Source organism: Mycobacterium sp. (assembly GCF_049683355.1).
Classification (GTDB): domain Bacteria; phylum Actinomycetota; class Actinomycetes; order Mycobacteriales; family Mycobacteriaceae; genus Mycobacterium.
The window spans coordinates 1-7805 of record NZ_JBAUJB010000302.1; the positions used below are offsets into that span (position 1 = coordinate 1).

7 protein-coding genes are annotated in these 7805 nt (G+C 68.2%); 4 read left to right on the forward strand and 3 right to left on the reverse strand.

The window, feature by feature from the left end:
* Positions 1–220 precede the first annotated feature (220 nt).
* Positions 221–1501 (forward strand): mannosyltransferase, encoded by a 1281-nt coding sequence (locus WA944_RS17435; RefSeq protein ID WP_526647186.1) that lies wholly within the window; start codon positions 221–223, stop codon positions 1499–1501.
* Here WA944_RS17435 and WA944_RS17440 read toward each other — a convergent pair.
* The gene (locus WA944_RS17440) at positions 1479–1763 is read right to left on the reverse strand and encodes a 4a-hydroxytetrahydrobiopterin dehydratase (protein ID WP_526609846.1); all 285 of its coding nucleotides are present in this window, start codon (positions 1761–1763) and stop codon (positions 1479–1481) included. The genes WA944_RS17435 and WA944_RS17440 overlap by 23 nt on opposite strands.
* 69 nt (positions 1764–1832) lie before the next feature.
* Between WA944_RS17440 and WA944_RS17445 the strand changes: the two genes are divergently transcribed.
* On the forward strand, positions 1833–2219 hold the full coding sequence (locus tag WA944_RS17445) for a (deoxy)nucleoside triphosphate pyrophosphohydrolase (protein WP_526371548.1): 387 nt from the start codon (positions 1833–1835) through the stop codon (positions 2217–2219).
* Between the two features lie 8 nt (positions 2220–2227).
* On the opposite strand, the gene WA944_RS17450 is transcribed toward WA944_RS17445, so the two are convergent.
* Both WA944_RS17450 and WA944_RS17455 read right to left on the reverse strand, forming a co-directional pair.
* Positions 2228–3955 (reverse strand): BCCT family transporter, encoded by a 1728-nt coding sequence (locus WA944_RS17450; RefSeq protein WP_526371554.1) that lies wholly within the window; start codon positions 3953–3955, stop codon positions 2228–2230.
* A gap of 203 nt (positions 3956–4158) precedes the next feature.
* Positions 4159–4326, reverse strand: a complete 168-nt coding sequence (locus tag WA944_RS17455) for a hypothetical protein (RefSeq protein WP_526371546.1) — start codon at positions 4324–4326, stop codon at positions 4159–4161.
* A 56-nt stretch (positions 4327–4382) separates the two neighbouring features.
* Here WA944_RS17455 and typA point away from each other — a divergent pair, with 56 nt between their 5' ends.
* Positions 4383–6284 (forward strand): translational GTPase TypA, encoded by a 1902-nt coding sequence (gene typA / locus WA944_RS17460; RefSeq protein WP_526609847.1) that lies wholly within the window; start codon positions 4383–4385, stop codon positions 6282–6284.
* An 81-nt stretch (positions 6285–6365) separates the two neighbouring features.
* A partial coding sequence (locus WA944_RS17465) for an ABC transporter family substrate-binding protein (protein WP_526647187.1) occupies positions 6366–7805 on the forward strand: 1440 nt, incomplete at its 3' end.

Genomic DNA, 7805 nt, shown 5'->3' on the forward strand with positions numbered 1-7805 from the left:
GCCGGGCACCTCGGGAGCCGGGGCCGGCGCGGGCGCAGGCGCCGGCTGTGCTGCGGCAGAGGTGCTGAGCGCGAGCGCCGCAGAGACCGCTCCCGCCGCTGCGATCATCGTGGTTGCGAACAGTTTCCCGGTGCGATGCATGGTTCTCCCAATCGGTTTGATGGCACGCCTGAACCCGAAGCTAGCCTGTTACTAGAGTTACTCAAGTGACACGTGTGGCATTTATGTAACCGTTACTGCAACGAGTGCCGATGGTGACCGCTCGATAGAGTCGGTCGGCATAGACGCCACCGCTTCCGCCTCCGCACTGCCCCGCTCCCGCCTGGCGGCTGGGCTGTCTGCTGCCGCGCCGGCACTGCTGATCGCCAGCATCGGTGCCCGACTGGCCTGGACCTACCTGGTGCCCAACGGCGCGAACTTCGTTGACCTGCATGTCTATCTCGGTGGCGCGGCCGCTGTGGACGACCCCGGAACGCTGTACGACTACGTGTACGCCGACCAGACCCCAGACTTCCCGCTGCCGTTCACGTATCCGCCGTTCGCGGCCGTGCTGTTCTACCCGCTGCACCTGCTGCCGTTCGGGGTGGTGGCGCTGGCCTGGCAACTCGGCATCATCGCGGCGCTCTACGGCGTGGTCCGCGTCAGCCAGCGGTTGCTTCCGGACCGGGAAGGATCACCGGCCGCCGGTCGGCGTGTCGCGATGCTGTGGACTGCGGCGGGTATCTGGACCGAACCGTTGCGCAGCACCTTCGACTACGGCCAGGTCAACGTCCTGCTGGTGCTGGCCGTCCTCTGCGCCGTGCTCAGCACCAGGTGGTGGCTCTCCGGTGTGCTGGTGGGTTTGGCGGCCGGGGTGAAGCTGACCCCCGCGGTGTCCGGGCTGTATTTCGTCGGCGCCCGGCGCTGGGCCGCAGCGGTGTGCTCCGTGGTGGTGTTCTTTCTGACCGTCGGCGTGTCGGCCCTGGTGGTCGGTGGCCAGGCAGGCTACTACTTCACCGAACTGCTCGGTGACGCAAGCCGGGTCGGCCCGATCGGGACGTCGTTCAACCAGTCGTGGCGCGGCGGGATCACGCGGATCCTGGGTCACGACGCCGGTTACGGACCCGTCGTGCTGGCGGGCATCGCCGTGACGGCCGTGCTGGCTGTGCTGGCGTGGCGCGCGGTCGGTGGTGCCGACGACCGGCTCGCAGCCATCGTGATCATCCAGTTGTTCGGGCTGCTGCTGTCGCCGATCTCATGGACCCATCACTGGGTGTGGCTGATACCGCTGATGATCTGGCTGTGGCACGGCCCGCTGCGCGAGCGCCTCGGGGCGCGGGTCCTCGGGTGGGCCTGGCTCGCACTGACCGTCATCGGAGTGCCGTGGTTGCTGAGCTTCGCGCAGCCGAGCATCTGGACGATCTCGCGGCCCTGGTACCTGGCGTGGGCCGGCCTGATCTACAGCGTCGCCACGCTGGCGACGCTGGCGTGGATCGCCGCTACTGCCCGACGATCCGGTTGATCTCGCCGGCCATCGCCACGTCCTTGTCGGTGATGCCGCCTTCCGAGTGCGTGACCAGCGCGAAAGTCACCGTCCGCCAACGGATGTCGATGTCCGGGTGGTGGTCCTGCGCCTCGGCGTGCTCGCCGACGCGTTTCACGGCGTCGATGCCGTCGAGGAACGCGGGGAACTTCACCGAGCGGCGCAGGACACCGTCGGCGCGTTCCCAGCCGTCGAGATCGGGCAGTGCGGCGTCTACTTGGTCGTCCGTTAACACAGCCATGTATCAGAAGGTATACCGTTCGCGGCAGTGTCAAACCGGACGGGGTCAAACCAGACAGCGGCAAACGAGTTGCCCCACCTGATCGTGGTAGCCGGCGCGTTGATCCACGACGCGGCCCTGCTCGTCGCCCAGCGTGCCCGGCCTCCCGAACTCGCCGGGTTGTGGGAACTGCCCGGCGGCAAAGTCGCTCCCGGCGAGACGGACGCCATCGCGCTGGCCCGTGAACTCCGCGAGGAACTGGGCATCGAGGTGGCCGTCGGCGCACGCCTCGGCGAGGACGTCGCGCTGAGTGGTACGACGACGCTGCGCGCCTACCTGGTCACCCGGATCGACGGTGAGCCACACCCCAACGAACACCGGGCGCTGCGGTGGGTGCGCCTCGACGAACTCGACGAGCTGGCGTGGGTGCCCGCCGACACCGCGTGGCTGCCGGCCCTGGCGGCACTGCTCCGATAGGGGGCCGGTCAGGGCGCCTTGGTATCGGTCTCGCTGCTGGCAGCGTGCTCGCCGTTGAGTGGGTCCACCGGCTCCTCGTACGTCACCTCACCGGTGGTCGGGTGCACCACGTAGGAGTCGTGATGAACGGAGCGCACCTGGACCAGCCCGGCCAGGGTGGCCGAGACGTCGTGCCGTTGCGACTCCGACATCCCGTCCGGCACCGAGATGTGCAGCAGCTGCGGGGTGGTCGCCAGGTCATACCGGAATGCCCGCAACATCGACACACACGCCGCCACCATCACCAGCGAGAACGGCACCGCCGTCGCGATCGACGCGGTCTGTAACGCGGTCAGGGAGCCGGCGCCGCCGACCAGCAGCAGCACCGCGGCGACCAGTCCCTCCATCACCGCCCAGTAGACCCGGGACACCTTGGGGGTCTCCAGCTCGCCGCCCGAGGACAGGATGTCGATGACCAGCGAGCCTGAATCCGATGAGGTGACGAAGAAGAACACGATCACCGCGATCGCCAGGACACTGGTGATCGTCGCGATGGGCAGCGTGCCGAGAAGCTGGAACAGTGAGGTGTTGGTGTCCACAGCGCCGTCGACCAGCATGTCGCCGCTCTCCCGCTGCCGCAGGATCGCCGAATCGCCGAAGATGGTGAACCACAGCGCGCCGATGACGCTCGGGACGAGCAACACCGCGCCGACGAACTCACGGATGGTGCGGCCCCGCGAGATACGGGCGATGAACATGCCGACGAACGGGGCCCAGCTGATCCACCAGCCCCAGTAGAAGACGGTCCAGCCGCCCAGCCACTCGCCGTCGGTGAACGGCGCCGTACGCAGCATCAGGTCCGGCAGCGACTGGATGTAGATGCCGAGGTTCTGGACGAAAGCCTGCAGCAGGAACAGGGTCGGGCCCAGCAGCATGACGAACAGTGCCAACGCGGCGGCCATCACCATGTTGATGTTCGACAGCCACTTCAGGCCCTTGCTGACGCCGGTGACCACCGAGATCGTCGCGATCAGCGTGATCACCGCGATCATCCCGACCGTCCACCAGTTGTTGATCTGGATCCAGCCCAGGTACTCCAGGCCGGCCGCGATCTGGGTGATCCCGAAACCGAGCGAGGTCGCCACGCCGAACAGGGTGCCGACGACAGCGGTGATGTCGACCGCGTGACCGATCGGGCCTTCGACGCGCTCGCGCCCCAGCAGCGGCTCGAGAAGCCAGCGCACCGACAGCGGCCGGCCCCGCCGGTAGGTCATGTAGGACATGCCCAGACCGACGACGACGTAGATCGCCCACGGGTGCAGGGCCCAGTGGAACAGCGTCAGCGCCATGGCCTGGTTGGCCGCGGGCTCGGTCTCGCCGGCGATCCCGCGCGACTCCGGCGGGCTCACGTAGTGGGTCAGCGGCTCGGCCACGCTGTAGAACACCAGGCCGATGCCCATGCCGGCGCTGAACAGCATCGCCAGCCACGCCATGAAGCTGAACTCGGGTCTCTCGTCGTCCGCACCCAGCCGGATGGTGCCGATGCGGGAGGCGCCGCAGTAGATCGCGAACGCCACGAAGCCCGTGGTGACCAGCACATACCACCATCCGACGCCATCGGTGATCCAGCCGTTGAGGTTGGTGAATGCGTCCTCGGCCGACGACGAATAGGCGACCGCAAAAACGATGAGCCCGACGATGATGATCGAGGCGGGGATGAACACCGCCGGTTCCAGGCCCCGCCAGGCGTTGGCCAGGGGATTCTGCCGCCTGCCGTCCGCGCTCCTCTGCTCGGGTGGGGTCGGCACGATTACCGCCTCCTCGTGGTCGTCATCGTCGTCATCGTCAGTTACGTATCTGGGCGGTTTCGGTGTCGAGGGCCGCGTCGGCGCGGATCAGACCCTACCTTCCCGCAACCGACGGTGCCGCTCCAACGGGCGATTTGCGACTCAGGTGCGGCTCAGGATCGGCGGGCCCGTTTGAAGACCTTGGCCAGCTCCTTGCCGCGAATTCCGTTGAGTTCGGCCTTGTGGACTTTCTGCACGACCACCGGGCAGCGCTTGCAGCGCGGCTTGCTGCGGCAACACTTCTTCTTGGGTTTCAGATCGGCGAGTTGGCCGGGCTTCAAGTGAGCTGTCTCTCTCGTTTTCGTGTTCAGTGCGCTGCACTGCGACAATCACCGACGTGAATGCACGCCCCGATTTCCGCAACGTCGCCATTGTGGCCCACGTCGACCACGGCAAGACAACCCTGGTCGATGCGATGCTGCGCCAGTCTGGGGCGCTGAGTCACCGCGGTGACGACGCCATCGAGCGGCTGATGGACTCCGGTGACCTGGAGAAGGAAAAGGGCATCACCATCTTGGCGAAGAACACCGCCGTCCACCGGCACCACCCCGACGGCGGGATGACGGTGATCAACGTCATCGACACCCCGGGGCACGCGGACTTCGGCGGTGAGGTGGAGCGCGGCCTGTCGATGGTCGACGGCGTGCTGCTGCTGGTCGACGCGTCGGAGGGCCCACTGCCCCAGACCCGGTTCGTGCTGCGCAAGGCGCTGTCCGCGCACCTGCCGGTGATCCTGGTGGTCAACAAGACCGACCGGCCGGACGCCCGGATCGCCGAGGTGGTCTCCGACAGTCACGACCTGTTGCTCGACGTCGCCTCCGATCTCGACGAGGAGGCCCAGAAGGCCGCCGAGGAGGCGCTGGGGCTGCCCACGCTGTACGCGTCGGGACGGGCTGGCATCGCCAGCACGACCGAGCCTGCCAACGGGGAGAACCCCGACGGTGAGAACCTCGACCCGCTCTTCGACGTGCTGCTCGAGCATATCCCGCCGCCGCAGGGTGACCCGGAGGCCCCGCTGCAGGCGCTGGTGACCAACCTCGACGCCTCGGCGTTCCTCGGCAGGCTCGCGCTGATCCGCATCTACAAGGGCCGGATCCGCAAGGGCCAGCAGGTGGCGTGGATGCGCGAGATGGACGGTCACCCGGTCATCACGAACGCCAAGATCACCGAGTTGCTGGCGACCGAGGGTGTGGAACGGACCAGCACCGCCGAGGCCGTCGCGGGCGACATCGTCGCAGTGGCCGGGATGCCCGAGATCATGATCGGCGACACCCTCGCTGACGTCGACCATGCGCACGCGTTGCCCCGCATCACCGTCGACGAACCGGCGATCTCGGTGACCATCGGCACCAACACCTCGCCGCTCGCCGGGAAGGTCTCCGGGCACAAGCTCACCGCCCGGATGGTCAAGAGCCGCCTCGATCAGGAACTGGTCGGCAACGTGTCGATCAAGGTCGTCGACATCGGCCGTCCGGACGCCTGGGAGGTGCAGGGCCGCGGCGAGCTGGCGTTGGCCGTGCTCGTCGAGCAGATGCGCCGCGAGGGCTTCGAGCTCACCGTGGGCAAGCCGCAGGTGGTCACCAGGACCATCGACGGCAAGCTGCACGAGCCGTTCGAGGCCATGACCATCGACTGCCCCGAGGAGTTCGTCGGCGCCATCACCCAGCTGATGGCCGCCCGCAAGGGCCGGATGGAGGAGATGACGAACCACGCCGCCGGATGGGTGCGGATGGACTTCATCGTGCCCAGCCGCGGACTGATCGGGTTCCGGACGGACTTTCTCACCCTGACCCGCGGCACCGGCATCGCCAACGCGGTCTTCGACGGCTACCGGCCGTGGGCCGGGGAGATCCGGGCCCGCCACACCGGCTCGCTGGTCTCCGACCGGTCCGGTTCGGTGACGCCGTTCGCGATGATCCAGCTGTCCGACCGTGGCCAGTTCTTCGTCGAACCCGGCGACGACACATATGAGGGTCAGGTCGTCGGGATCAACCCGCGGGCCGAGGATCTCGACGTCAACGTCACCCGTGAGAAGAAGCTCACCAACATGCGGTCCTCCACCGCCGATGTGATGGAGACGCTGGCCCGGCCCCTCGAGCTGGGGCTCGAACAGGCGATGGAGTTCTGCGCCGAGGACGAATGCGTCGAGGTGACGCCCGAGATCGTCCGGGTGCGCAAAGCCGAACTCGACGCGACCACCCGGGGGCGTGCCCGTTCACGCGCCAAAGCCCGCAACTGACCGATGGATACCCTGTAGGACGTGCCGACGACTCCACGACGCGTCAGCGCCGTCCGTTGGTCGGCACTGGCGGCGCTTCCCATGACGCTGGCCCTGTTCACCGGTTGTACGGTCAGCCCGCCGCCGGCGCCGCAGAGCACCGACACCGCCGAGGTGACGCCGCCGCCGCCGATGAAGGCGACGCAGATCATCATGGCGATCGACTCGATCGGCCCCGGGTTCAACCCGCACCTGCTGTCTGACCAATCCCCGGTGAACGCGGCGATCAGTTCGCTGGTCCTGCCGAGTTCGTTCCGGCCGATCCCGGACGCCCGCACGCCGACCGGCTCGCGCTGGGAACTGGACACCTCGCTGCTGGAGTCGGCGGAGATCACCGGTGAAGATCCGTTCACGGTGACCTACCGGATCCGTCCCGAAGCGCAGTGGACCGACAACGCGCCGATCGGCGCGGACGACTTCTGGTATCTGTGGCGCCAGATGGTCGGTCAGCCCGGGACCGTGGATCCCGCCGGCTACGACCTGATCACCGGCGTGCAGTCGCTGGACGGCGGCAAGACCGCGGTGGTGACGTTCTCGCAGCCCTACCCCGCCTGGCGGGAGTTGTTCAACAACATCCTGCCCGCCCACATCGTCAAGGACGTGCCCGGCGGTTTCGCGTCCGGACTGACCCAGGCGATGCCGGTCACCGGGGGCCAGTTCCGGGTGGACACCATCGATCCGCAACGCGACGAGATCCTGCTGGCCCGTAACGACCGCTACTGGGGACAGCCCGCCGCACCCGACCTGATCCTGTTCCGTCGCGGCGGGGCGCCCGCCGCGCTGGCCGATTCGATCCGCAACGGCGACACCCAGGTCGCCCAGGTGCACGGCGGCGCAGTGGCTTTCGCCCAGCTGTCGGCGATCCCCGATGTGCGGACGGCACGGATCGTCACCCCGCGCGTTCTGCAGCTCACGTTGCGCGCGCAGGATCCCGATCTCGCCGACGCCCGGGTCCGCCAGGCCGTTCTCGGCCTGCTCGACGTCGACTTGCTGGCCGCGGTCGGCGCCGGCGACGACAACTCGGTCACGCTGGCGCAGGCTCAGGTCCGCTCGCCGTCGGACCCCGGGTATGTCCCCACGGCACCGGCGGCGATGACGCGGGAGGGGGCGATGACGCTGCTCGCCGAGGCCGGCTACCAAATCGATCCGGTTTCGACGACCAGCCCGGCCCCGCCCACCCCGACCCTGCCCGAAAGCAACCGGGGGCACCTCGCCAAGGACGGCGAGCCGCTCACGTTGGTGCTCGGTGTCTCCGACAACGACCCGACGTCGATCGCCGTCGCCAACACCGCCGCCGACCAGCTGCGCAACGTCGGCATCGCGGCTTCGGTCTCCGCCCTGGATCCGGTGGTGCTCTACGGCGACGCACTGGTCAACAACAGGGTCGACGCGGTGGTCGGCTGGCGCCAGGCCGGCGGCGACCTGGCGACCGCGCTGGCGTCGCGCTACGGCTGCCCCGCGTTGGAGGCGACGCCGGTCCCG

Bases quoted from the DNA above. Each gene is read 5' to 3' on its own strand.
- WA944_RS17440 (WP_526609846.1), bottom strand. From the start codon at position 1,763: ATGGCTGTGTTAACGGACGACCAAGTAGACGCCGCACTGCCCGATCTC.